The organism is Streptomyces sp. NPDC051133, from assembly GCF_040682635.1.
Taxonomy (GTDB): Bacteria; Actinomycetota; Actinomycetes; order Streptomycetales; family Streptomycetaceae; genus Streptomyces.
In genome coordinates this window covers 349,264-373,174 of record NZ_JBFBBK010000001.1, presented here as the reverse complement: position 1 = coordinate 373,174, position 23,911 = coordinate 349,264, and the positions used below count along the sequence as shown (strand labels likewise).

Genomic DNA, 23,911 nt, shown 5'->3' with positions numbered 1-23,911 from the left:
CGATGCCGGTTGGCCTGCGCGTGACCGGTGCCAGGAGAGTGGGTGTGGTGTTGTTGAACGGCGGTGGGCGCTACCTCTTCCCCGCCTTGCGGGTGGCCCGCAGCCATTCCTTGTTCATGCCCGTGATGGAGACCAGCGGAATGCCCTTGGGGCAGGCGGTGGCGCACTCGCCGGTCAGGGTGCAGCCGCCGAAGCCCTCGGCGTCCATCTGCGCCACCATGTCCAGCACCCGCGTCTCCCGCTCGGGCGCGCCCTGCGGCAGCACATTGAGGTGGTTGACCTTGGCGGAGGTGAACAGCATCGCCGCGCCGTTCGGGCACGCGGCCACGCAGGCCCCGCATCCGATGCACTCCGCGTGCTCGAACGCGAAGTCGGCGTCCGCCTTCGGCACCGGCGTGGCGTGGGCCTCCGGCGCGGACCCGGTCGGCGCGGTGACGTAGCCGCCGGCCTGGATGATCCGGTCGAACGCGGACCGGTCGACCACCAGGTCCTTGATCACCGGGAAGGCGGCGGCCCGCCACGGCTCGATGTCGATCGTGTCGCCGTCCTGGAAGGACCGCATGTGCAGCTGGCAGGTGGTGGTCCGCTCCGGCCCGTGCGCGTCGCCGTTGATGACGAGCGAGCACGCGCCGCAGATGCCCTCGCGGCAGTCGTGGTCGAAGGCGACGGGGTCCTCGCCGGCGAGGATGAGCTGTTCGTTGAGGACGTCCAGCATCTCCAGGAAGGACATGTCGGACGAGATTCCGTCCACCTCGTACGTGGACATCGCTCCGTCGGCGCCGGCGTTCTTCTGCCGCCAGACGCGCAGGGTGAGCTTCATGCGTAGCTCCGCTGGGTGGGGTGGACGTACTCGAAGACCAGGTCTTCCTTGTGCAGGACGGGCGCGGAGCCCGTACCGGTGAACTCCCAGGCCGCCGCGTAGCCGAACTCGTCGTCCCTGCGGGCGGCCTCGCCGTCGGGGGTCTGGGACTCCTCGCGGAAGTGACCGCCGCAGGACTCGGCGCGGTGCAGCGCGTCGAGGCACATCAGCTCGGCGAGCTCCAGGTAGTCGACGATCCGGTTGGCCTTCTCCAGCGACTGGTTGAACTCCTCGCCGGTGCCGGGCACCTTGATCCGCCGCCAGAACTCGGCGCGGATCTCGGGGATGCGCTCCAGGGCCTTGCGCAGCCCGGAGTCCGTGCGGGCCATGCCGCACAACTCCCACATCAGCTCGCCGAGTTCGCGGTGGAAGGAGTCGGGGGTGCGGTCGCCGTCGACGGACAGCAGCAGGTTCAGCCGGTCCTCGGTCTCGGCCAGTACCTCCCGCACCACGGGGTGTCCGGCGGTGACGGGCTCCTGGTGCGGGTTGCGGGCCAGGTAGTCGTTGATGGTGGCCGGGAGGACGAAGTAGCCGTCGGCCAGGCCCTGCATCAGCGCCGAGGCGCCCAGGCGGTTGGCGCCGTGGTCGGAGAAGTTGGCTTCGCCGATCGCGAACAGGCCGGGGACGGTGGTCTGCAGGTCGTAGTCGACCCAGAGTCCGCCCATCGTGTAGTGCACGGCCGGGTAGATCCGCATCGGCACCTGGTACGGGTCCTCGTCGGTGATCCGCTGGTACATGTCGAAGAGGTTGCCGTACTTGGCCTCGACGGCCTCCCGCCCCATGCGCTCGATCGCGTCCGCGAAGTCCAGGTACACGCCCTGGCCGCCGGGGCCCACTCCCCTGCCCTCGTCGCAGACGTTCTTCGCGGCGCGGGAGGCGATGTCGCGCGGGACCAGGTTGCCGAAGGACGGGTAGATGCGCTCCAGGTAGTAGTCGCGCTCGTCCTCGGGGATCTGGTGCGGCGGCCGGTCGTCGCCCTTGGCCTTGGGCACCCAGATCCGGCCGTCGTTGCGCAGCGACTCGCTCATCAGCGTCAGCTTGGACTGGTGGTCGCCGGTGCGCGGGATGCAGGTCGGGTGGATCTGCGTGAAGCAGGGGTTGGCGAAGTACGCGCCGCGCCGGTGCGCCCGCCAGACGGCGGTCGCGTTGGAGTTCATGGCATTGGTCGACAGGTAGAAGACGTTGCCGTAGCCGCCGGAGGCGAGCACGACGGCGTCCGCGAAGTAGGTGTCGATCCTGCCGGTGACCAGGTCCCGGGCCACGATGCCGCGGGCCCGTCCGTCGACGACGATCAGGTCCAGCATCTCGGTGCGCGGGTGCATCTCCACGTTGCCGGCGGCGATCTGCCTGCTGAGGGCCTGGTAGGCGCCGAGCAGCAGCTGCTGGCCCGTCTGGCCGCGGGCGTAGAAGGTGCGGGAGACCTGGACACCGCCGAAGGAGCGGGTGTCGAGCAGACCGCCGTACTCGCGGGCGAACGGCACGCCCTGGGCCACGCACTGGTCGATGATCTCGACGGAGATCTGCGCGAGCCGGTGCACGTTGGACTCGCGGGCGCGGAAGTCGCCGCCCTTGACGGTGTCGTAGAACAGCCGGTGGACCGAGTCGCCGTCGTTGCGGTAGTTCTTCGCCGCGTTGATGCCTCCTTGCGCGGCGATGGAGTGGGCGCGGCGCGGGGAGTCCTGGTAGCAGAACTGGACCACGTGGTAGCCCTGTTCGGCCAGGGTGGCGCCCGCGGAGCCGCCCGCGAGGCCGGTGCCGACGACGATGACCGTGTGCTTGCGCCGGTTGGCGGGGTTGACCAGCTTGGCCTCGAAGCGGCGCTTGTCCCAGCGCTCGTGGACCGGGCCGGACGGGGCCTTGGCGTCGGTGACCGGTTCGCCGGTCGCGTAGTTCACGTAGTCGGTCATGTCAGCTCACCACTCCGGTCATGACGCCCACGGGTACGGCGACGAAGCCGGCCGTGAGCAGCAGCGCGAGGACGTTGGCGACGGTCTTCAGGGCGCGGTCGCGGGCGCGGCTGCCGACGCCGAGGGTCTGCGCCGCGCTCCAGAAGCCGTGCCGGATGTGCAGGCCGAGCGCGAGCATCGCGACGATGTAGATGACGTCGCCGTACCAGGTGGAGAAGGTGTCGACCACGTTCTGGTACGGGTGCCCCTCCTGGAAGCCGCCGGAGTGCACGGTGCCGGTGGTCAGGTCCAGGAGGTGCCAGACGATGAACAGGCCGAGGATGATCCCGCCCCAGCGCATGGTGCGGGTGGCGTAGCTCGCCCGCGGCCTCGCGTGCACGTACTTGCTGGGCCGGGCCCTGATGTCCCGGCGGCTGAGCTGGTAGGCGCAGGTGGCGTGGGCGACCACGGCGGCGACCAGGACGATCCGGATGAGCCAGAGCGTCCACTCGTAGTGCATGAAGGGTTCGCCGACGGTGCGCAGCCAGTGGGCGTAGTGGTTGAACTCGCCCGCCCCGAAGTAGATCTTCAGGTTCCCGATCATGTGCGCCACCAGGTAGAGCAGCATGATCAGGCCGCTGACGGCCATCACCGTCTTCTTGCCGACGGTGGAGTCCCACATCGTGCGCGCCATGGACGGCCGTCGGTCCGTCCGCGTTGCCAGAGCCATGGAACAGCACGCTAGGACCGGAGCACCCGATCGGTCCAAGACATGGTCCAGCTCGTTTCCATAGGCACTGGCTATTCTTCCTGCATGCAGTTCCAGCAGCTCCAGTACTTCGTCGCCGTCGCCGAGACCCGGCACTTCACGCGGGCCGCCGATCTGGTCCATGTCGCCCAGCCGTCACTGTCGCAGCAGATCAAGGCGCTGGAGCGGGAGCTGGGCGCGGATCTGTTCCTGCGCGCCCGGGGCAACATCACGCTCACCGACGCGGGCGAGGCGCTGCTGCCGCTGGCCCGGCGGATCCTGGCGGACGCGGACACGGCCCGCTACGAGGTGCAGGAACTGGTGCAGCTGCGCCGGGGCCGGGTACGGCTCGGGGCGACACCGAGCCTGTGCACCGGACTGCTGCCCGACGTGCTGCGCGCCTTCCACGACCGCTACCCCGGCATCCGGCTGCTGATCGAGGAGGGCGGCTCGCACGACCTGGTGCGGGGGCTGGCCCGGGGCGCGCTGGACCTGGCCCTGGTCGTGCTGCCGCTGCCGACGCCGTCCCCGGCACTGACGACGGTGGAGCTGCTGCGCGAGGATCTGGTGGTGGTGTCGTCACCGGAGGCGCCGGCGCCCGGGCGGGGCGGGCGGGTGGTGCGCATCGCCGATCTGGAGGGCGAGCGCTTGGTGATGTTCCGGCACGGCTACGACCTGCGTGAGCTGACCGTGGCCGCGTGCCGCGCCGAGGGGTTCGAGCCGGACTTCGCCGTGGAGGGCGGCGAGATGGACGCGGTGCTCGGCTTCGTACGGGCGGGGCTGGGGGTGGCCGTCGTCCCGCGGATGGTCGCGACCCGGTCCGGGCGGGGCCTGCGGGTGACGCCGCTGGCCCGGCCCGGACTGCACCGGACGATCGCGCTGGCCCACCGCAGCGACGTGGCGCCGCCGCGGGCGGCGCGGGAGTTGCAGCGGATGCTGCTCGAGCGATAGTTCGCTCCGGCACCTTGTTTCATGGCACACCTATCCGCATAATGCGCTTATGCATAAGCCGGTTATGGAAGCGGCCGACGCCGGGGCGTCACCGGAAGAGCTGATGATCGCGGTGGAGCAGCTGGTGCTCCACGTGCGGCGCAGCGCCACGACGGGGGGCCTCAGCAGCGCGGCCTCGTCGGTGCTCAGCCGTCTCGGCCGCGAGGGCCCGCACCGGCTGACCGACCTGGCCCGCAGCCAGGGCGTCTCGCAGCCGAACATGACCCAGCTCGTCACCCGCATGGAGCGGGCGGGCCTGGTCCGGCGCACCGCCGACAGCCGCGACGGCCGGGGTGTCCTGGTGGCGGCCACCGACACCGGCCTCGAGGTCTTCCGGCAACGCCGGGCCGAACGCACCCAGGCCCTGCTGGAGGTCGTCGAGCGGCTGAGCGGACGCGAGCAGGAGGCCGTACGGCTCGCCCTGCCCGCCCTGGCCCGCGCGATCCGGGAACGCCCCGCCGACGCCTGACGCCACCACCCCCGTACCTGCATCCCGTACCCGCACCCCCGCACCTCCCTCAACCATCCGGGAGAAAGCCGCACATGAGTGCTTCGCACGAACGGGCCGCGAGCCCCTTCAAGCAGCCGAAGGCCGTCTGGGCCGTCGCGTTCGCCTGCGTGATCTCGTTCATGGGCATCGGTCTGGTCGACCCGATCCTGCCCGCCCTGGCGACGAGCCTGCACGCCTCCCCCAGCCAGGTCTCGCTGCTGTTCAGCAGCTACCTGATCGTGACCGCCGTGGCCATGCTGATCGTCGGCTGGGTCTCCAGCCGGCTCGGCGCCAAGCGCACCCTGGTGATCGGTCTGGCCGTCATCGTCGTCTTCGCCGCCCTCGCCGGCGCCTCCGGCTCGATCAACGGCATCGTCGGCTTCCGGGCCGGCTGGGGCCTGGGCAACGCACTGTTCATCGCCACCTCCCTGGCCGTCATCGTGGCCTCGGCCAGCGGCGGGTTCGCCGGCGCGATCATCCTGTACGAGACCGCTCTCGGCCTCGGCATCGCCGTGGGGCCGCTGCTCGGCGGGGAGTTGGGGGCCATCAGCTGGCGCGGCCCGTTCTTCGGCGTGGCGGTGCTCATGGCGATAGCCCTGGTGGCGACCCTGGCCTTCGTGCCGTCGCTGCCGAAACCGGCCCGGCCCACCTCACCCCTCGCCCCGCTCCGCGCACTGCGCCACCGCGGCCTGCTGACCATGGGCATCATGGCGCTGCTGTACAACTGGGGCTTCTTCACCATGCTCGGGTACGCGCCCTACCCGATGGAACTGAGCGCGCACCAGCTGGGGCTGGTGTTCACCGGCTGGGGTCTGCTGGTGGCCGCGTTCAGCGTGTTCTTCGCCCCGCGCCTGCAGGCCCGCTACGGCACCGCTCCCGTGCTCTACGCCAACCTGCTCGGCCTCGGCGTCGTGATGGCCGTCATCGCCGCCGGGGTGAAGACGCCCACCGTGGTCATCGTCGCCGTCATCGTCAGCGGCGCCTTCATCGGCATCAACAACACGCTCACCACCCAGGCCGTCATGCTGGTCTCCCCCGTCGAGCGCCCCGTGGCCTCCTCCGCCTACGGCTTCCTGCGCTTCATCGGCGGCGGCCTGGCGCCGTACGTCGCGGGCAAGCTCGCCGACGCGACGGATCTGAGCGTGCCGTTCTACGTCGGTGCCGCCACGTTCGTCCTCGCGATCCCGGTCCTGGCCGGCGGCCACGGGCTGCTCCGCCGGGCCGAGGCGCATCTGAGGCCTTCCGTGGGCACGGTGCCGGAAGGGGAGCCCTCGGCGCCGGTGGTCAGCGGGTGAGGCGTCCCCTCACCCCGTGGCGTCGACCAGCACCAGGTCGTGCAGCCGTTCCGGCGGCCCCGGCCGGGCGTAGTACCAGCCCTGGGCCGTGTCGCAGCCCAGTATCCGCAACTGCTCGGCCTGGGCGCCGGTTTCGACGCCCTCCACGGTGACCGCGAGGTCCAGGCTGTGGGCGAGGGAGACGATCCCCTCGACGATCTTCAGGTCGACGGGATCGGCCGGGAACTGCTGCATGCCCCGGGTGAAGGAGCGGTCCAGCTTGAGGATGCTCACCGGCAGGCGGCGCAGGTTGGCGAGGTTGGAGTATCCGGTGCCGAAGTCGTCCAGGGCGATGTCGACGCCCATCTCGGCCAGCCGGCGCAGCGGCTTGAGGAGATCGTCGTCGGCGCCGATCAGCGCGGACTCGGTCACCTCCAGGCACAGGGCGTCCGGGGTGACGCCCGTGCGTTCGAGGATGTCGACCGTGTCCTGGACCAGACCCGGGTGACTGAGCTGGCACGGGGACAGGTTGACGTTGATCCGCAGCGGTCCGGCGGCCGCCTCCTCGCCGTGCCGCTCCCGCCAGGCACGGGCCTGGCGGACGGATTCCTCCAGCACCCAGCGGCCCAGCGGCACGATCAGCCCGGTGTGCTCGGCGAGCGGGATGAAGCGGTCGGGGCCGAGGACGCCGTGCTGCGGATGCAGCCAGCGGACCAGGGCCTCGGCGCCGCGCACGCTGCCGTCGCCGAGGTGGACGAGCGGCTGGTACTCGATGAAGAACTCGCCGCGCTCCAGGGCCGTCGGAAGGGCCGTGGTGAGCCCGTGCCGGGTGATGGCGAGGGCGTCGGCCTCGGGGTCGGCGAGTTCGGAGCGGTTGCCGCCCGCCGACTTGGCCCGGTACATGGTGATGTCCGCGCTGCGCAGGACCTCCGCGGCGGTGCGCTCGGCGGCCGGGCCCTCCACGATGCCGAGGCTGCCGCGCACCATGAGGTCGCGGCCGTCGATGCTGATCGGTGTCACCAGCGCGCCCATGATGCGCTCGGCGAGTTCGTCCACCTTGCGCTCGGTGCCGGGCCCGGTGGTCAGCGCCACGAACTCGTCGCCGCCGAGCCGGGCCACCATCTCGCCCGGCGCGGTCGCGCAGGACTGCAGCCGGTCGGCGACCTCCACCAGCAGCCGGTCGCCCGCCGCGTGCCCGAGGCTGTCGTTGACGGTCTTGAAGCCGTCCAGGTCGAGGTAGCACAGCCCGAAGCGCTGGCCCTCGCCCGCGGCCAGGACCTTCTCCAGGCGTTCGAAGAACAGCGTGCGGTTGGGCAGGCCGGTGAGCGCGTCGTGCGTGGCCTCGTAGCGCAGCCGGAGGTTGAGCAGCCGCCGCTCGGTGGTGTCCTCCATGAGGGCGAGCTGGTACTGGGGGTCGCCGTCGGCGTCGCGCAGCAGGGAGACCGTCAGGTTGGTCCACAGGACCGTTCCGTCGGGCCGGTTGAAGGCCTTCTCCATGTGGTAGTGCTCGCGCGCGCCGCGCACCAGCTCGTCGTAGAGCTTCCAGGTGTGCGGGGCGTCCTCGGGATGCACCCAGTCCTGGACGCGGCGTCCGCGCAGCGACTGCTCCGAGAGCCCGAACATGCGCAGCAGGGCCTCGTTGACCTGCAGCACGTTGCCCTCCAGGTCCGCGATGCCGATCCCTATCGCGGCGCCCTCGAAGACGGCGCGGAACCGGGCCTCGCTGGCGTGCAGCGCCTGGGCGACCACGCCCTGGGCGCGCAACGCGGCCTGGGCGATGGCCTCCTGCTCGGCGAGGGTGCGGGCGCGCAGCGCCTGCGCGTAACCGGCGGCCATCGCGTGCTGCAACCGCGAGGAGCGCAGCCGCAGTTCGTCCTGCGGGCCGTCCTCGCCGCAGTACAGGACCAGATAGGCGTCGACGCAGTCCAGGGTGCGGGTGAGCGCCTCGGGGTCGGTGCAGTGCGCCGCCACCAGGGCGGCACCGACCGCCTTCGCGTCGTCCGCGTCGAAGCTGCGGGCCCGCAGCAGCTCGCTCAGCCGGCGTGCGAGCGGCAGCAGTCGTTCCTCGAACTCGGCGCGGGTGAGCGACGTGGAGGTCACGGGGAACACCGCCCGGCCCCAGATCGTCGTCAGCCGGCGCAGTCTGTCCTCCGGGCCGTCCGGCTCCGCGGTCACGCCGTGCGCCCCACGCCGGCGAACCCGGAGAAGGCGAACGGATCCTCGTCCTCCGGCGCCGACTCCGGCCGCCAGAGCGGCATCGGCACCAGTCCGGGTTCCACCATGTCGTACCCCTCGAAGAACCGCGCGATCTCGTCGCGCGACCGCATGATCAGCGGGTTGCGAATGTCCCTGTATACGTCCACCGCACCCTCGGCCCGCTCGGGCGGCACCGGGATTCCCTCGTACGAGGCATGGGTGAGGATCAGCAGGCTGCCGGGCGCGAGCGCGTCGCGCAGCTCGGCCACCGCGCCGTACGGGTCGTCCGTGTCTTCCACGAAGTGCAGTATGGCAACGAGGAGCAGCGCCACTGGCCGATTCAGGTCGATCAGCCGCTCCACTTGAGGACTTCCGAGGATGTCGTGGGGCTTGAGCAGGTCGGCGGCGACCACGTCGGCCGCCTCGTTGCCCGCCAGCACCGCCTCGCTGTGCGCGACGGCCACCGGGTCGTGGTCGACGTAGACGACGCGGGCGCCGGGTACGGACGCCTGCGCCACCTCGTGGACGTTGCCGAAGGTCGGGATGCCGGAGCCGACGTCGAGGAACTGGGTGATGCCCTGCTCGGCCGCGAAGCGCACGGCCCGGCGCAGGAACGCCCGGTTGGCCTGCATGGTCTTCGGCAGGCCCGGCATGTACTCCATCGCCTTGCGGGCCGCCGCCCGGTCGACCTCGAAGTTGTGCGAACCGCCCAGGTAGTAGTCGTAGATCCGCGAGACGCTCGGCACCGTGATGTCGATGCTGCGTGGGGCCCAGGCGGGACGCTCCATGTATCTCTCCAAGGCGTGGACTTCTGGCGTAGGCGATCCGGTGTTCGAGCTGAGGCTACTGATCGCCCGCCAAAGGAGCGACCCGAACCGGAAATTGACCGTCCGTTCCCGGTCACTGCCTGCGGCAAGCGCACGCACGGCCCCGCTGCGTCACGGCGGCGCGCACACGAGAACGGCCCGCCCCCTCCGTGCGGTGCGGAGGGGGCGGGCCTTCGGTCGCGCGCCGGGTCGGGCGGGGCGATCGACCCTGGGGAGGTGATCTAGTTGCCCGGCGCGCCGACCGGCTTGCCGTCGGGCGAGACGGCGTACCAGGTGCCGCCCACGCCCTGACCGTTGGTGTCCCCGGGGGCCTTGTCCCCGGAGAAGGTGTAGATCGGCCAGCAGTTGACCGTCATCTGCTTCACTCCGTCGGGACGGGTGAAGCCCATCAGTCCCTTCTTCTTGACGCCCTGGGTGTCCTCGGTCTTGACCGGGGCGACGGCGGGCCACTTCTGCAGGCACGCCCCGGTGCAGTTCGAGACGGACTTCGGCCAGGCCTTGTCCTTCAGGAAGCGGTAGACCGTCATGCCGTTCTTGTCGACGACGACGTCACCGAGCTTGGCGTCCTTACGGACGGACAGACCGGGCAGGTCGGACAGTTTGGCCTTCTTGCCGTTGGGGGCGAGCGCGAACCAGGTGCCGTTCACCCCCTGGCCGTTGACGTCACCGGCCTTCGCGTCCTTGACGTAGCGGTAGGCGGGCCAGCCGCCGATGGTCAGCTGCTTGGTGCCGTCGGGCCGGGTCACCTCGCCGAGCTGGGACTTGTCGACCCCGGCCCCGGCGGTGGCGTCGTTCGCGGGCACCGGCGGCCAGGTGGTGGCGCAGGTGCCGGAGCAGTTCGAGGCCGGCGGGTTGGCGGTGTCCTTGTCGAACCGGTAAAGGGTGAGGCCGGAGCCGTCGGTCAGCACGTTGCCGAATTCTGGGTTGGCGGCCACCGTCAGCTTGCCCGCGGGGGCGACCTGGGCCGGGGAGGCGGAGCTCTTGTTCCCGTCGGCGCCGTAGCCGTTGGCCGCGCCGGTCGCGGGCCCGGAGCCCGGGTTGCCGTAGTCACCGGCCGCCGTGGTGGCCCCGACGTTCTGGGCCCCGGCCGCCGAGCTGCCGCCGTTGTCCTGACCGCACGCCGTCGTCAGCGTCAGCACCGCGGCGGCCGTGGCCACCAGTGAGGCGGTCCGCCAGGTGGTCTTCATCGTCAACTCCCCATCATCGCCTGGATATTGCAGCGCCTGCTGTGCCGCCGCACGGTCATGGGTACGGAGCGCAGGGGCGGGAGCGTTCAACGGGGCGGGAAGTTCTTCGGGAATTTCTTTCCGGACGCTGTGACGCGCGCGGCTCCTCGCATCCCGCACATCCGCATGATTGCCCACCCATCCGCATGTTTCGGCGTGTCAAACCATGAACCACCGGATGTCCTTCCTTAGGAGCAATCCGGCCGCACTGCGGCGTACGACCGCGTGTCGCCGCCCATGCTCTCCGTCGTGCATGGACCCGAAGTGACCCGACGCGTCCCCGTCGCACGGGCGTTGGCCCTGCTGACGCTGACCTGGACCCTGGTGGGCTGCCCGGTCGGCAGCGCGTCGGCCGACGCCTGCGCATACGCCTCGACGGGCCCGGACGGCACGGTGGCGCTGGCCTACGCCGGCGGCCACCACTGGCCGGCTCCCCCGGGCTGTCCCGAGCCGCCGCCGTGCCCGCCCACCCCGACTCCGACTCCGACGCCACCCCCGCCGCCCGAGCCACCGCCTCCGCCGAAACCGAAGCCGGCCCCGAAGCCGCGGCCGGTCCCCCCGCCCGCTCCCAAGCCGAAACCCCCCGTGCGGCCCGCCCCGGCCCCGCCGGCCCCCCGGCCGACGCCCCCGCCGCCGCCACCGCCCCCGCCGCCCGCGCCCGAACCGTCACCGAAGCCCAGGCCGCGGCCCTCGGTGACCCCGGTGAGCTACCCGGCGTACCACCCGCACCCCGCCGCCCATCACGCCCCCGGCCGCACCACGCCGGTCATCTACGTCCTGCTGATCACCGTGCCCGCGATCGTCGCCGTCGCGGCCCTGCGCCCGCGCTGACGCGCCGGCCGCTCACCTCTGGAGGCACCTGTTGTCGGATTGGCTTGTTCTCGTCCTCGCGATGCTGGGGGCCTGTGCCGTGGTGGTCGTCGTCACCGTCGTACGGCACAAGAGGGCTCCCGAGGACGAGGATCCCAGCGAGACGCCGGACGTCATCGAGTACATGACCATGTGGATCGGCGTCGTGTACGCCATCGTCCTGGGGCTCGCCATCGCGGGCGTGTGGGAGGCCCGTGGCTCCGCCCAGGACCATGTGCAGTCGGAGGCCCAGGCGCTGCACGAGATCTCGCAGCGCGTGCGGGTCTACCCGCCGGACGTCCGTGACCGGATCCGGGACGACGTCGACGCCTACGTCACCTATGTCGTGCACACCGAGTGGAAGACGATGGCGGACCACGAGCAGGTCACCGACCGCGGCACCGCGCTGCTGCAGAAGGTCCGCGAGGACGTCACCGACTACCGGCCGAAGAACGACTTCGAGGCGCAGGCCTACCAGCCGCTGCTGGACCAGATGGCCGCCGCCGACCAGGCCCGCAACGCGCGCGCCGGCTCGACGGGGGCCACCATGCCGCCGGTGGTGTGGTGGGGGCTGCTCACCGGGGCGCTGGTCACCATCGGCATGGTGTTCGCGCTGCAGATCCGGCGCACCGCACGCGAGTTGATCCTGGCCGGGCTGTTCTCCGCGACCATCGCGTTCATGCTGTTCCTCATCTGGGACTTCGACGCCCCCTTCAGCCGGGGCATCGCGGTGGGGGCGGACCCGTTCCTGAGCCTGTTCCCGTCGGTCGCCGGATAGTCCCGGCCGCGGTCGCGCCGCCGCCGCTGCCGCGCGGAAGGCCTGTCGCCCCGGCTCCCGCGAGGGACCGGGGCGGCGGCCTGCCGGCGTGCGCCGTGCCGGCGTGCACCGTGCCGGCGGGGCCGGTCGGCCGTGGGGCCGTCAGATCCGCTTCTCGTGCCGGCGGCGCAGCCAGAACACACCGCCGGCGATGACGCTGGAGGCCACCAGTCCGCCGCCGACGGCCAGGTCGGCCGTCGTGGCGCCGGTGGTGCTGCCGCCTCCGGCACCGCCCCGGACCCCGCCGGCGGGGAGCACGCGCGGCATGGCGACGACGTCGCGCAGGAAGCCGTCGCCCCGGCCGCCGGAGTCGTCGCCAGGACCGCTGCCGTCACGCGCGCGGCCGAAGTCGTCACCGCCGCCGAGGCCCGCCCCGCGACCGGCGGACCCGTCGCCCCGCCCGGCACCGGAGTCTCCCCCGCGGTCGTCACCGTCACGCGCGCGGCCGAAGTCCCCGCCCCGGCCACCGGAGTCGTCGCCAGGGCCGTTGCCGAAGTGGTCGGCGCGGTCCTCGGAGTTCGAGCGCTCGTCTCCGCTGACCGTCTTGTCGACGTGGCCGACGCCGTCGAAGCCGCCGACGCCCACCCCTGCCACACCGGTGCCTGCGGCACCGTACGCCCGGACGCCGGTACCTCTGATGCCTGTGCCGCCGACGCCGGTGCCCGTGCCGGCGAAGGCGACGGCTTCCGCCGCGTCGGAGACGGACGGCCCGCCGCCGTTGTCCAGGCCGTCGGCGACGGCGGCCGCGGTGGCGAGCCCGAGCACCGCGACCGCGGAGCACGCGGCCGCGCGGGCACGTTGATTGCGCATGTGATCCTCCGCGGAAGGCGCCCCGGGCCGGTACCCGGGTCGTTCGGCGAGAAAGCACCTCCCGGGACGACCCTCGGGCGCCCGGAACACGCCCGCATCCGGAGAATGGTCCGTCCTGGTGATCCGACGCATCGTCAGACGATCACACAGGCGGACATCGCCGCAGGTCATGGGCCGTCAGAAAAGAAGCATGGACGGCAACTCGGATGGCGCACCCACACGGCCGCGCACCACCCGTTCGCCGCTCACCCCGTCGCCCGGCACCCGTACGGGACTTAGCGTTTCCCCATGCGCGAGGGACGGCGCGACGGCCCGGTCGAGAGGGGATGGCGCATGTCTGCGTCCAAGCTATCCAAGCTGTCCGAGCCGTCCGAGCCGTCCGAGCTCGCGGAAGAGGAGGAACGGCGCAGGAGGCGCGCCCCGTGGGGCGTGATCGCGCTTGTCCTGCTGACCGGCCTGGCACTCATCCGCAACGGTTCGGGGGAGTTCGACGTCGGCCCGCCGCAGCCCGCCTCGGCCGCGGCACCCGACACCCGCAGCGCCGCGGGCACGGCGGCCCACGCCTCCCTCACTCCGCTGCCGTTCGCCGCCGTCGAGCGGATCCGGATCCCCGCGATCCGGGTGGACGCCCCGGTCGTTCCGGTGGGCCTGGACGCCGACGGCTGGGTCGGCGCGCCGCCGCCCGACCACGCCGATCTGGCGGGCTGGTTCACCGGTGCGGTCTCCCCCGGCGAGAAGGGCACGGCCGTCGTCGTCGGCCACGTCGACAACCAGCGGGGCCCCGCCGTGTTCTACGGGCTCGGAGCCCTGAAGAAGGGAAACCGGGTCGAGGTCGCGCGCAAGGACGCAAAGACCGCCGTGTTCGAGGTCTACGGGGTCGAGGTCTTCGACAAGAGCGCTTTCCCCGGCGCCCGCGTGTACGGCTCGAAGGGCGCACCGGAGCTGAGGGTCATCACCTGCGGCGGCGGCTTCTCCAAGCAGAACGGATACACCGGGAACGTCGTCGTCTTCGCCCGCCTGGTCGCGGTGGACTGACGGCCGCGACCGGGCGGGCGGACGCCCGGAACCCCGTCACACGCGTCTGCGGGGCACCGTCAGGTGGTAGCCGGAGTCGAGGAGATGCGGCAGCCATTCGCGGATGGCGCGGACGGTCTGCGAGCGGTCGCCCCCGGCGTCGTGGGAGAGCACGACGACGCCGGGGGCGGCGCCGCCCTCCACCCGGTCGATGATGGTGGCGGTGCCGGGCGTCTCCCAGTCGGTGGTGTCGACGGTCCAGGCCATCGGTTCCATGCCCATCGCGGCGCCCAGCTGGAAGGCGGCCCGGTTCCAGGCGCCGTAGGGCGCGCGGAACCACTGCGGGCGCTCGCCGTAGGTGTCCTCGATGATGTCGCTGGTGCGCTCCATCTCGGAGCGGATCTCCTTGCGGTCGAGGGTCGTCAGCAGCGGGTGCGTCCAGGTGTGGTTGCCGACGACGTGACCTTCCTCGGCCATCCGGGCCACCAGTTCCCTGTTGTCGACGACGCACTCGCCGCACACGAAGAACATGGCCCGGACGTCGTACTTGGCGAGGGTGTCGAGGATGTGCGGGGTGTACTCCGGGTTGGGGCCGTCGTCGAAGGTCAGCATCATGCGCCGGCCGCTTCCGGAGATCTGCAGGATGGGTTCCGTGCGCACCTTCAGCTTGCGCGGTGCGGCGCGCGGCGGTCCGTAGCCGGTGAGCGGCTGGAGACGGAAGGTGGAGGGCTTGAGCGCCTGGGCGGCCTGCGGGCCGGCGGCGGGGGCGGCGGCGGTCACGGCGGTGTCCTCGTCACCGCCCGCCAGGACGACTCCGGCGGTGCCCGCGGCCCCGAGTGCGGCGGCGCCGGCGAAGAGCATCCGGCGCCGAGTGAGCAACTGATCCTTCTGCATGACTCATCACTCGCCCCACCGGCCTTGGGCGCACCCCAACGACACCGGTGCGGCGGGGCGAAAGCACCCGGACGGACCAGTGCGGGGTTCAGCGGCGGCGCACCAGCGGGAAGGGCAGCGTCTCCCGGATCGTCAGGCCGGTGAGGAACATGACGAGCCGGTCGACGCCGATGCCGAGGCCGCCGGTCGGGGGCATGGCGTACTCCAGGGCCTCCAGGAAGTCCTCGTCCAGTTCCATGGCCTCCGGGTCGCCGCCGGCGGCGAGCAGCGACTGCTCGGTGAGCCGCCGGCGCTGTTCGACGGGGTCGGTCAGCTCGGAGTAGGCGGTGCCGAGTTCGGTGCCGAAGGCGACGAGGTCCCAGCGCTCGGCGAGCCGCGGGTCGGCCCGGTGCTGCCGGGTGAGCGGGGAGACGTCGGTCGGGAAGTCCCGGTAGAACGTGGGCAGCCGGGTGCGTGCCTCGACGAGGCGCTCGTACATCTCCAGGACCACGTCGCCGGGGGTGTCGTCCGCGGTGTACGGCACCCCGGTGCGGTCGCACAGCCGGTGCAGGCGCAGCAGTTCGGTGCCGGGGCCGATCTCCTCCCCCACCGCCTCGGAGAGCGCGCCGTACACCGTCCTGACCGGCCAGGCGCCCGAGATGTCGTACTCCTCGCCGTCCTTGCGGGCCACCGGGGAGCCGAAGGCGGCGGTGGCGGCGCCCTGGATCAGTTCCCGGGTCAGGTCGAGCATGACGAGGTAGTCGGCGTGCGCCTGGTAGGCCTCCAGCATCGTGAACTCGGGGTTGTGCTTGTAGGAGACGCCCTCGTTGCGGAAGGTGCGGCCCAGTTCGAAGACCTTCTCCAGGCCGCCGACGCAGAGCCGTTTCAGATACAGCTCGGGTGCGATGCGCAGGTACATGTCGAGGTCGTAGGCGTTGATGTGGGTGGTGAAGGGGCGGGCGTTGGCGCCGCCGTGGATCTGCTGGAGCATCGGGGTCTCGACCTCGAGGTAGCCGCGCTCCAGCAGTCCCTGGCGCAGGGCCTGGACGGCGGCGGAGCGGGCCCTGATCACGTCGCGGGCGTCCGGCCTGGTGGCCAGGTCGAGATGGCGGCGGCGGACCCTGGCCTCGGGGTCGGTGAGGCCGCGCCGCTTGTCGGGCAGGGGGTGCAGGCACTTTCCGGTCAGCTGCCAGGAGGTGACGAAGACGGTGGGTTCGCCCCGGTCGCTGAGGCCGGTGCGGCCGGTGACGGTGATGTGGTCGCCGATGTCGGTGTCGGCGGTGAAGCGGTCGAGGGCGGCGCCGGACCGGTCGCGGGTGAGGGCGATCTGGTGGTCGCCGGACCAGTCGCGCAGTACGGCGAAGACGATGCCGCCGAAGTCCCGGACCAGCATGACGCGTCCGGCGACGACGACGTCCTCGTCCGGGGGGAGTCCGGCGAGTGCGTGGGTGGGGACGGGGGCGCCGACCGGGTAGGGGTCGGTGCCGGTGGCGCGCAGCCGGTCCAGGGTGCGGTGCCGGACGCGGACCTGTTCGGGCAGGCCCGCGTCCGGGGCTGCGGGCCCGGCCTGGTCCCCTCCGTCGAGGCCGAGCGCCGTCAGGGACGGCAGCCCCTCGGTCGTCGCGGGCCGCTGTCCGGCCTTCGGGTGCCCCTTTCCCCAGAGTTTGCGCAACGACGGTACGGAGACGAAGCCTTCGGCGATGCCCGAGGCGAGGCCGATGCGGGCCAGGGAGGCGGCCTCGCCGTAGCAGATGAAGCGCGGGTACCACTCGGGGTGGTACTTGGCGTTGGACCGGTAGAGGGCCTCCAGCTGCCACCAGCGGGAGAAGAACAGCAGCAGGTGGCGCCAGAGCCTGAGGACGGGTCCGGCGCCGATGCGGGCGCCCTCCTCGAAGACGGAGCGGAAGACGGCGAAGTTCAGCGAGATGCGGCGCACGCCCAGCTTCGGCGCGGCGGCGCACAGTTCCGCCGCCATGAACTCCATCACGCCGTTGGGAGCGGCGCGGTCACGGCGCATCAGGTCCAGGGAGATGCCGCCGCGGCCCCAGGGCACGAAGGAGAGCAGGGCGAGGAGCCGGCCGTCCTCGCCGAGGGCCTCCACGAGCAGGCAGTCGCCGTCGGCGGGGTCGCCGAGCCGGTCCAGGGCCATGGAGAAGCCGCGCTCGGTCTCGGTGTCCCGCCAGGCGTCGGCCTTGTCGACGACCTCCTCCATCTCCCGGTCGGTGAGACCGGCGTGGCGGCGGATCCGGGTGGTGGCCCCGGTGCGGCGGACCCGGTGCACGGCCTGGCGGGTGACGCGCATGTCCCGGCCGTCCAGGTCGAAGTCGGCCACGTGGACGATCGCCTCGTCGCCGAGCTGCAGTGCGCCGAGCCCGGCGCGGGCGTAGGCGCGGGCGCCGTCCTCGGAGGCGCCCATCACGGCGGGCGCCCAGGCGTAGCGGCGGGCCACGTCCAGCCAGGCGGCGATCGCGTGCGGCCAGGCCTCCGGGTCGCCGACGGGGTCTCCGCTGGCCAGGCACACCCCGGCCTCGACGCGGTAGGTGACGGCGGCCTTGCCGCTGGGCGAGAAGACGACGGCCTTGTCCCGGCGGGTGGCGAAGTAGCCGAGGGAGTCCCGCTCGCCGTAGACGTGGAGCAGGGCCCGGATGCGGGCCTCCTCGTCGTCGTGCAGGGCGGCTTCCAGGCGCTGGGACCGGAACAGCGTGGCGGCGGCGTTGAGCAGGGCGAGCGCGCCGAGCAGGCCGAGCACGAAGGTGACCTGGCGCGGCGGGCGGCCGGCGAAGGAGCCGGCCGAGACGAGGCCGCCGCACACCCGGTCGGCCGCCCAGGCCAGGTGCTGGTCCGCCGGGAGCGTGCCCGGGAACAGCATGACCAGCCCCCAGCCCAGCAGGATCGCCACGACGAGCCCGCCCAGCAGCACGGCGAGCGCCCGCCGCACGGCGGCGCGGCGGGAGGCGGCGTAGAACTCCCGGCGGGCGACGACCAGCAGGAGCAGCAGCAGCCCGCACAGCACGAGGGACGGCAGCGATTGCGCGTACAGGCCGAGGGCGACGCCGAGCGCGTCGGTGAGGACGACCAGCCCGAGATAGACGACGACCAGCCACCAGGCGACCTTCTTGCGCGCGGCGGTGGCGCCGGCCAGCAGGAACAGGAAGACGGCGTAGGCGAGGTTGGCGCTGATCGGGAGCAGGACCAGGTCCAGGGCGTGCGCCACCGGGCGGAGCAGGCGGCGCAGCGGTTCGATGAGCGCGAGCAGGGCGCACAGCAGGCCGAGCGCGGCGAAGAGCGTCGCGAAGGCCTGCGGTACCCAGCCGAGGCGTCCGCCGCCGGGCGGGCGCATCGGGGCCGTGGCGTGCCCGCGTGCGGCGGGCTCCGCGGTGGCAGTCATGGTTCCGACTGTAGGAAGGGGACGGGCCGCTCGCCCGTCGAGCGCGCCCCTGACCCCAAGGGGAGTCGCCGGTTCCGATAGCCTCGGCCCGTGACGGAACAGCACGAACAGCATTCGCACCAGTTCGAGCTGGGCACGGACGGGCCCAAGGTCATCGTGGTGGGCGTGGACGGCTCGGACTCCTCGATGCGCGCCGCCGCCTACGCGGGCGGTCTGGCCCGGCGGCAGCGGGCGCTGCTGGCCGTGGTGTACGTGCAGCCCGTGCTGGCCGCCGGGGCGGCGCTCGGCGCGCCGGTGGCGGAGACGACGGACGAGATCGCCGAGGACCTGATCGCGCAGATCCGGGAGGCGGCCGACCGGGTCAAGGGGATATTCGACGTGCGCTGGGAGTTCCACACCTTCCGCGGCGACCCCTTCACGGGTCTGGTGAAGGCGGCCGACGACCTGAGGGCGGACGCGGTGGTCGTGGGCGCCTCGGAGCAGGCCGGGCACCGGATCATCGGCTCGGTGGCGGTCCGGCTGGTCAAGGCGGGCCGCTGGCCGGTGACGGTCGTGCCGTAGGGCGCCGCGGCAGCGGCTGGCCCGGGCGCGCCCGAGCAGGTGAACCGGGTCCGCCCCGCGTCCCCCGCCCGGACGGACGGTCCGGGCCGTGCGTGGCGTCTTCCCTGGGGAGCGGGGCTGAGACATCATGATCGGCCGTCAGCCGTTGCCGTCGGTGAAGAGGTGAGGCGCATGGCCAGGATCCGCGCGGGTGAGGGGATTCTCCGCCGCAAACCCATCGAGCACATCGAGGAGACGGAGGTCGGCGAGGGCCCCCGGCTGGACAAGTCGCTGGGGCTCGGGCAGCTCACGGCGATCGGCGTGGGCGGCATCATCGGCGCCGGCATCTTCACGCTGGCCGGCACGGTGGCCCACGGCACGGCCGGACCCGCGGTGCTGGTGTCGTTCCTGATCGCCGGCGTCGCGAGCGCCTGTGCGGCGCTGTCGTACGCGGAGTTCGCGGGCCTGATCCCGAAGGCGGGGTCGGCGTACACGTACGGGTACGCGGTGCTCGGCGAGTTCGCGGGCTGGTTCATCGGCTGGGACCTGCTGCTGGAGTACACGGCGATCGTGGCGGTGGTCGCGATCGGCATCTCCGGTTACTTCGGCTTCCTGGTCGAGGAGATGGGCGCGAAGCTGCCGGCCTGGATGCTGGGCGCGCCCGGCACCGGAGCGGGGCACCGGGTCGACCTGTTCGCGGCGATCCTGTGCCTGCTGATCGCGTGGCTGCTGAACCTGGGCATCCGCAGCGCGGCCCGCTTCGAGACGTTCGTGGTCGTGCTGAAGGTGCTGGTGGTGCTGCTGGTGATCGGGGTGGGCGTGTTCCACATCGACTCGGCGAACTACCACCCGTTCTTCCCGTTCGGCATCAGCGGGGCGTTCACCGGCGCGGCGACCGTGTTCTTCGCGGTGTTCGGCTACGACGCGATGTCGACCGCGGCCGAGGAGTCGAAGGACGCCCAGCGGCACATGCCGAAGGCGATCATCTACTCGCTGGTGATCTCGATGGTGCTGTACGTGGCGGCCTGTCTGGTGCTGACGGGCATGCAGAACTACAAGGACATCGACCCCGAGAGCGGCTTCTCCTCCGCGTTCAAGTCGGTGGGCCTGAGCGGGCTCGCGGACCTGATCGCGGTGGGCGCGATCATCGGCATCCTCACCGTGATGTTCACGTTCATGCTGGGGGTGACCCGGGTGTGGTTCGCGATGTCCCGGGACGGGCTGCTGCCGCGGTGGTTCGCGAAGACGCACCCGACGCGGCACGTGCCGACCCGGGTGACCTGGATCGTCGGCGCGGCGTCGGCCGTCATCGCCGGGTTCATCCCGATCGCCGAGGCGGCCGAGCTGACCAACATCGGCATCCTGCTGGCGTTCGTGGTGGTGTGCGCGGCGGTGATCGTGCTGCGCTACCGGCAGCCGGACCTGCCGCGCACGTTCCGCACCCCGTGGATGCCGGTGGTGCCCGCGCTGGGGATCGTCTTCTCGGTCTGGCTGATCACGTTCCTGCAGTGGCAGACCTGGGTGCGGTTCGTGGTGTGGTTCCTGATCGGCTGCGCGATCTACTTCGGCTACTCCTACCGGCGTTCGGCCCTGGCCGAGCGGCGGCCCGCCGACTGACCGCGGCCGGTCATCTCCGCCGGGTCACTCCCCCATGACCAGGCCGTCCTCGCCGGCCCCGCGGCTGAGCACCACGTCCGTGATGCGGTCGCGCACCCCGGCCGGCCCCGCGTCCCGGGCGACCGCCCGGCCCAGGGCGAGGACGCGGCCGGCGCCGAGGTCGTACAGCTGCGGGACGAACTCGGCCCTGGTGACCTCCCAGCGGCCGCCGGGCCGGGCGGGCGGGGCGAAGGTGAAGCGGCCGAGGGTGGACTCGTTGCCGCGCGCGTCCCGCACGCCGCGGTCGTTGTACATCTCGCCGGCGATCTGGTCGCCGAGGCCGTAGACCACCCAGGTGCCGTTGACCTTCTCGTACGCCTGCGGGACGTGGGGGTCGGTGCCGAGGACCAGGTCGATGTCCGGGCGGCCGCCGGTCGTCGCGGCGGTGAGTCTCCTGGCGAGGCCGAGCTGTGTCCGGTCGGGCTCGTCCTGCCACGGAGTGCCCCGGTGCACGGAGACCACGACCACGTCGGCACCGGCCCGCCGGGCGGCGCGGGCGTCGGCGACCATCCGGTCCGGGTCGATCAGGTTGACCGCTCAGGGCTCGCGGGCGGGCAGCGGGATGCCGTGGGTGCCGAGGGTGTACGACAGGTGCGCGACCTCGGCGGGGCCGGCCCGCAGGAGCGTGACCGAGCGTGCCTCGGCGGCGTCGCGGGCGGTTCCGGTGTGCCGCAGGCCCGCCCGGTCCATGGCGTCCAGGGTGCGTGCGATGCCGGCGGCGCCGTCGTCCAGGGCGTGGTCGGAGGCGGTGGAGCAGCCGTCGTAGCCGATGGCGGCGAGGCCCTGGGCGATCTGCGGCGGGGACTTGGCGGCGGGGTAGGCGGAGTAGTCACCGTCGGCGCCGTAGACGGTCTCCATGTGACACAGGGCCAGGTCGGCGCGGGAGACGAGGGGTTCGACACCGGAGAGCATGGGCCGGAAGTCGTAGCCGTCGCCGTGCGCGTCCGAGGCGGCCCGGTCGATGACGGAGCTGTGCGGCAGGACGTCCCCGGAGGCGACCAGGGTGAAGCCGCGGGCGGGGGCGCTGGAGGCGGGGGGCGCCGGGTGCCCTTGCTCCTGGCGCTCGTGGTTCTGGCAGGCGGCCGCTGCCGCGAGGACGGCGGTCAGGACCAGGGCCACCTGGCGTCTGCGTGCGATCATCGGCTCACCCCGAGGCTGTCGTATTTACCGACAAAGCGGTGACGGGCATATGGGTACGAATCTGGCCCGCCGAATAAACAGCACAGGCGTGTTCCTTAGCCCATCCGGCGCCATGGCCCGTCCGGTGCCGTGCGGGGCCGCTCGCCGGACCGCTCGGCCGGCCGGCCGCCCGACCGCTCGCCGGACCGTTCACCGCCACGATCGACCGCCCGGCGCACGGCCCGGCACACCCCCTGTTCCCCGGCCGTCCGCCGCGCTGCCATACGGCCATGACGGCCGGAACCTCACTCACCCACGGGACGACGACAGCCGAGCACGAGCTGGCCGCGCTCCAGCGCGACCACGGCGGGCCCCTCTTCGCCCTGCTCCTCAGGCTCTGCGACGGCGACCGGCAGCGCGCCGAGGACCTGGTGCAGGAGACCCTGGTGCGAGCCTGGCAGCACCCGGAGGCGCTGCACGCCGCCGACTTCGACTCGGTACGGCCCTGGCTGCTGACCGTGGCCCGGCGGCTCGCCATCGACGCCCGGCGGGCGCAGCGGGCGCGCCCTGCCGAGGTGGGCGCCGAGGTGCCCGAGACGGCGCGGGTGACCGCCGATCACGCCGAGCGGGCCGTCGCGACGCTCGATGTGCGGGAGGCTGTGAAGACACTCACGCCCGAGCACCGTGACGTGCTCGTACTCGTGTATGTCCGCGGGGCCAGTGTGGCGGAAGCGGCGCGGACCCTCGGCATTCCACCCGGTACCGTGAAATCCCGCGCGTACTACGCGCTGCGCGCCCTGCGCCGGGCCCTTCCGGGTTATGCGACCGACCTGCGCTGAAACCGGAAGCAGAGTCAAACCTCGGTAAAGCGCCTTGCTGTGCCCCCCGTTCGGGCAATGGGCTGTCCTCATCCGCGTTCCGGCCGGGAGGCCGGGCCCGGGGTTCGGGTGACGCGCGCACGCACCGGAGGAAGGGCAGGAAGGGATGTTGCACAGAGGGCACGAGAGCAGGGACGGCACCGACGACGGTGAACTGGCCGTTCCCATGGCCTGGTTGTATGCCGAGTACATCGCCGACGAGCTGCTGCGCACCGGCGATCTGATGCCGCCGACGTCCTTCGAGTTCCGGGCCGGCCGGGACGCGCTGGCGCTCACCGTCTTCCTGTCCGACACCGACGGGGAGCTGTCCGGCATCCGGGTGATCTCCCAGCTGGAGAACTGGCTGTCGCTGACCGCCTACGACCAGCCGTGGCAGGACTGGGTGCGCACCCGCATGGCCGAGCTGACCGACCGTGCCGCCGAGTCCGGCGTCCCCTCGCCCGATCTGGCCCTGGCGGTGGACGCCTGGCGCTGGCTGGAGGAGACCGAACTCCTCGCGCCGGACCTGGACGCCGTGCCGGGCGGCGCCCTGACGGCCGGCGAGGACGACGGCCCGAAGGTGTGGACCCCGGCCTGGCGCCTCGGCCTGCCCCTCGGCCACCTGGCCATCCACCTCTTCTGACCCACCGGGCCGGAGGCGGGGGAACCCTCCGGATTCCGGGGCCGGGACTTTTTCGGGAAAGGGACCAATCCGTGTGCCGGGCCGCTCCGAATCTCCTGTCCGGGATTCTGTGCGTGGCTTGAGTGATTCGGCTGTCCAGTGCGTACGGGTGGGAGCAAGGAGTAACCCCACCCACACCCATAGGCACGAGGATTCGGCATGAGGTCCCTGGAAAGGCATCGCGACGTCGGCGCGTACGCGCTCGGCGTGCTGGACGAGGCGGAGGCCTTCCGCTTCGAGGACCACCTCATGGAGTGCCCCCGGTGCGCGGCACACGTGACCGAGTTCGGGCCCGCGACCCGGCAGCTGATGCTGTACCGCCGGGCCACGCCGCGCTTCGTGCACCCCATGGCACAGCCCGGTCCCCGGCTGCTGGACCGGCTGCTCGGCGAGGTCGCGCACCGGCACCGGGCGCGCCGCCGGCGGTTCCTGTACGGCCTGGCCGCCTCCGTGGTGCTGGCGGTCGCCGGTCCGGGCATCGTGGCCTTCGCCGGCCATGCCGAGCCGGCCGCGCGTGTCACCGCGGCGACCGATCCACGGACCGGGGTGTGGGCACAGGTCACGGCCGACGACGGGGACGCGGGCAGCCGGCTGGTGCTCAAGGTGAAGGACGGCACCGGTCCCCACGCCTGCCGGCTCGTCGTGGTGGGCCGCGACGGCACCGAGCAGGTCGCCGGCACCTGGATGGACCCCGGCCACCACAACGGCGCCTTCACCGCGCTCGGGTCGTCCGCGATGCACCCCGGCCAGATCGCCCGCTACGACGTCCGCACCACGGACGGACAGCGGCTGGTGTCCGTCGAGCCGTAG

General features: G+C 72.3%; 18 protein-coding genes and 3 pseudogenes. 11 read left to right on the top strand and 10 right to left on the bottom strand.

What is annotated here, in order from left to right:
* Positions 1 to 70: 70 nt before the first annotated feature.
* The 3 genes from AB0N17_RS01695 to AB0N17_RS01685 are packed head-to-tail and all read right to left on the bottom strand — an operon-like array spanning position 71 to position 3,439.
* Entirely contained in the window at positions 71 to 820 is a 750-nt protein-coding gene (locus AB0N17_RS01695) for a succinate dehydrogenase/fumarate reductase iron-sulfur subunit (RefSeq protein ID WP_366009043.1), read from the bottom strand.
* Positions 817 to 2,766, bottom strand: coding sequence for a fumarate reductase/succinate dehydrogenase flavoprotein subunit (locus AB0N17_RS01690; RefSeq protein ID WP_366009042.1), 1,950 nt, complete (start codon positions 2,764 to 2,766; stop codon positions 817 to 819). The genes AB0N17_RS01695 and AB0N17_RS01690 overlap by 4 nt, the downstream gene beginning before the upstream one ends.
* A gap of 1 nt (position 2,767) precedes the next feature.
* The gene (locus tag AB0N17_RS01685) at positions 2,768 to 3,439 is read right to left on the bottom strand and encodes a succinate dehydrogenase (RefSeq protein ID WP_366009154.1); all 672 of its coding nucleotides are present in this window, start codon (positions 3,437 to 3,439) and stop codon (positions 2,768 to 2,770) included.
* A gap of 120 nt (positions 3,440 to 3,559) precedes the next feature.
* On the opposite strand from AB0N17_RS01685, the gene AB0N17_RS01680 reads away from it, so the two are divergent.
* The 3 genes and pseudogenes from AB0N17_RS01680 to AB0N17_RS01670 form a co-directional block, all read left to right on the top strand.
* Positions 3,560 to 4,444: a LysR substrate-binding domain-containing protein gene (locus AB0N17_RS01680; protein WP_366009041.1), complete on the top strand. Its 885-nt coding sequence runs from the start codon at positions 3,560 to 3,562 to the stop codon at positions 4,442 to 4,444.
* Between the two features lie 49 nt (positions 4,445 to 4,493).
* On the top strand, positions 4,494 to 4,952 hold the full coding sequence (locus AB0N17_RS01675) for a MarR family transcriptional regulator (protein ID WP_366009040.1): 459 nt from the start codon (positions 4,494 to 4,496) through the stop codon (positions 4,950 to 4,952).
* 74 nt (positions 4,953 to 5,026) lie between these two features.
* A pseudogene (locus AB0N17_RS01670) lies at positions 5,027 to 6,265 on the top strand (MFS transporter); the annotation flags it as partial.
* A gap of 12 nt (positions 6,266 to 6,277) precedes the next feature.
* On the opposite strand, the gene AB0N17_RS01665 reads toward AB0N17_RS01670, so the two are convergent.
* From AB0N17_RS01665 to AB0N17_RS01655, 3 genes are all read right to left on the bottom strand, one after another.
* Complete coding sequence (locus AB0N17_RS01665; RefSeq protein ID WP_366009039.1) at positions 6,278 to 8,422, bottom strand: EAL domain-containing protein; 2,145 nt, start codon at positions 8,420 to 8,422, stop codon at positions 6,278 to 6,280.
* Entirely contained in the window at positions 8,419 to 9,231 is an 813-nt protein-coding gene (locus AB0N17_RS01660; protein ID WP_366009038.1) for an SAM-dependent methyltransferase, read from the bottom strand. The genes AB0N17_RS01665 and AB0N17_RS01660 overlap by 4 nt, the downstream gene beginning before the upstream one ends.
* 260 nt (positions 9,232 to 9,491) lie before the next feature.
* Positions 9,492 to 10,457 carry an SCO0930 family lipoprotein gene (locus AB0N17_RS01655; protein ID WP_366009037.1) on the bottom strand — a complete coding sequence of 322 codons (966 nt, stop codon included), beginning with the start codon at positions 10,455 to 10,457 and terminating at the stop codon, positions 9,492 to 9,494.
* Positions 10,458 to 11,198: 741 nt separating this feature from the next.
* Here AB0N17_RS01655 and AB0N17_RS01650 point away from each other — a divergent pair.
* Both AB0N17_RS01650 and AB0N17_RS01645 read left to right on the top strand, forming a co-directional pair.
* Positions 11,199 to 11,327, top strand: coding sequence for a hypothetical protein (locus AB0N17_RS01650; RefSeq protein WP_366009036.1), 129 nt, complete (start codon positions 11,199 to 11,201; stop codon positions 11,325 to 11,327).
* A 31-nt stretch (positions 11,328 to 11,358) separates the two neighbouring features.
* Positions 11,359 to 12,123 carry a DUF4239 domain-containing protein gene (locus tag AB0N17_RS01645; RefSeq protein WP_366009035.1) on the top strand — a complete coding sequence of 255 codons (765 nt, stop codon included), beginning with the start codon at positions 11,359 to 11,361 and terminating at the stop codon, positions 12,121 to 12,123.
* A gap of 141 nt (positions 12,124 to 12,264) precedes the next feature.
* Here AB0N17_RS01645 and AB0N17_RS01640 read toward each other — a convergent pair.
* Positions 12,265 to 12,408, bottom strand: a pseudogene (locus AB0N17_RS01640) (LPXTG cell wall anchor domain-containing protein); the annotation flags it as partial.
* Between the two features lie 897 nt (positions 12,409 to 13,305).
* On the opposite strand from AB0N17_RS01640, the gene AB0N17_RS01635 reads away from it, so the two are divergent.
* Positions 13,306 to 14,007: a class F sortase gene (locus AB0N17_RS01635; RefSeq protein WP_366009034.1), complete on the top strand. Its 702-nt coding sequence runs from the start codon at positions 13,306 to 13,308 to the stop codon at positions 14,005 to 14,007.
* A gap of 36 nt (positions 14,008 to 14,043) precedes the next feature.
* On the opposite strand, the gene AB0N17_RS01630 is transcribed toward AB0N17_RS01635, so the two are convergent.
* Together AB0N17_RS01630 and lysX are read right to left on the bottom strand one after the other, a co-directional pair.
* A complete protein-coding gene (locus AB0N17_RS01630; protein ID WP_366009033.1) occupies positions 14,044 to 14,880 on the bottom strand; it encodes a polysaccharide deacetylase family protein in 837 nt (278 codons plus the stop codon).
* A gap of 88 nt (positions 14,881 to 14,968) precedes the next feature.
* A complete protein-coding gene (gene lysX / locus AB0N17_RS01625) occupies positions 14,969 to 18,247 on the bottom strand; it encodes a bifunctional lysylphosphatidylglycerol synthetase/lysine--tRNA ligase LysX (protein WP_366009032.1) in 3,279 nt (1,092 codons plus the stop codon).
* A 90-nt stretch (positions 18,248 to 18,337) separates the two neighbouring features.
* Here lysX and AB0N17_RS01620 point away from each other — a divergent pair, with 90 nt between their 5' ends.
* Entirely contained in the window at positions 18,338 to 18,808 is a 471-nt protein-coding gene (locus AB0N17_RS01620; protein ID WP_366009031.1) for a universal stress protein, read from the top strand.
* Positions 18,809 to 18,979: 171 nt separating this feature from the next.
* On the top strand, positions 18,980 to 20,404 hold the full coding sequence (locus AB0N17_RS01615) for an amino acid permease (RefSeq protein WP_366009030.1): 1,425 nt from the start codon (positions 18,980 to 18,982) through the stop codon (positions 20,402 to 20,404).
* A 24-nt stretch (positions 20,405 to 20,428) separates the two neighbouring features.
* On the opposite strand, the pseudogene AB0N17_RS01610 reads toward AB0N17_RS01615, so the two are convergent.
* Positions 20,429 to 21,583: pseudogene (locus AB0N17_RS01610) on the bottom strand (CapA family protein).
* Positions 21,584 to 21,852: 269 nt separating this feature from the next.
* Between AB0N17_RS01610 and AB0N17_RS01605 the strand changes: the two are divergent.
* The 3 genes from AB0N17_RS01605 to AB0N17_RS01595 all read left to right on the top strand — a co-directional run bounded on the left by AB0N17_RS01605 (position 21,853) and on the right by AB0N17_RS01595 (position 23,911).
* A complete protein-coding gene (locus tag AB0N17_RS01605) occupies positions 21,853 to 22,401 on the top strand; it encodes a sigma-70 family RNA polymerase sigma factor (RefSeq protein WP_366009029.1) in 549 nt (182 codons plus the stop codon).
* A gap of 145 nt (positions 22,402 to 22,546) precedes the next feature.
* Positions 22,547 to 23,062, top strand: coding sequence for a hypothetical protein (locus tag AB0N17_RS01600; RefSeq protein ID WP_366009028.1), 516 nt, complete (start codon positions 22,547 to 22,549; stop codon positions 23,060 to 23,062).
* 198 nt (positions 23,063 to 23,260) lie between these two features.
* Positions 23,261 to 23,911 (top strand): zf-HC2 domain-containing protein, encoded by a 651-nt coding sequence (locus AB0N17_RS01595; RefSeq protein WP_366009027.1) that lies wholly within the window; start codon positions 23,261 to 23,263, stop codon positions 23,909 to 23,911.